We start from the raw sequence: 230 nt of genomic DNA, 5'->3' as shown, positions 1-230 counted from the left end.
CAGCAAAAGTCGCCTCAAGCATCTTTGCATCCTTCCGGGCGTAACGCTCTGTGGACTTGATCGACTTATGGCCCATCAAAAGCTGTACCATTTTCAAGTCAAGTCCAAACCGATTTGGATCTCTCGGGTTTGGGCAGTGATTTACCAAGTAGTAAGCATACATATGACGAAGTGAGTGAAACCCGTAGCTAGTACCCGTCAAATTGAATGCTGCTTTATTAAAACGCTCC

The 230-nt window shown here is 45.7% G+C and carries 1 protein-coding gene; it reads right to left on the bottom strand.

Annotated elements, in window-relative coordinates:
• A partial coding sequence (locus SB754_RS23330; RefSeq protein ID WP_410784610.1) for a tyrosine-type recombinase/integrase occupies positions 1-202 on the bottom strand: 202 nt, incomplete at its 3' end.
• Positions 203-230 lie beyond the last annotated feature (28 nt).

It is taken from the genome of Leifsonia sp. SIMBA_070 (assembly GCF_046534635.1).
In the GTDB taxonomy this organism is placed as follows: domain Bacteria; phylum Actinomycetota; class Actinomycetes; order Actinomycetales; family Microbacteriaceae; genus Leifsonia.
Note: the sequence above shows the minus strand (reverse complement) of the source record. Positions and strands in the feature narration are given on the sequence as shown.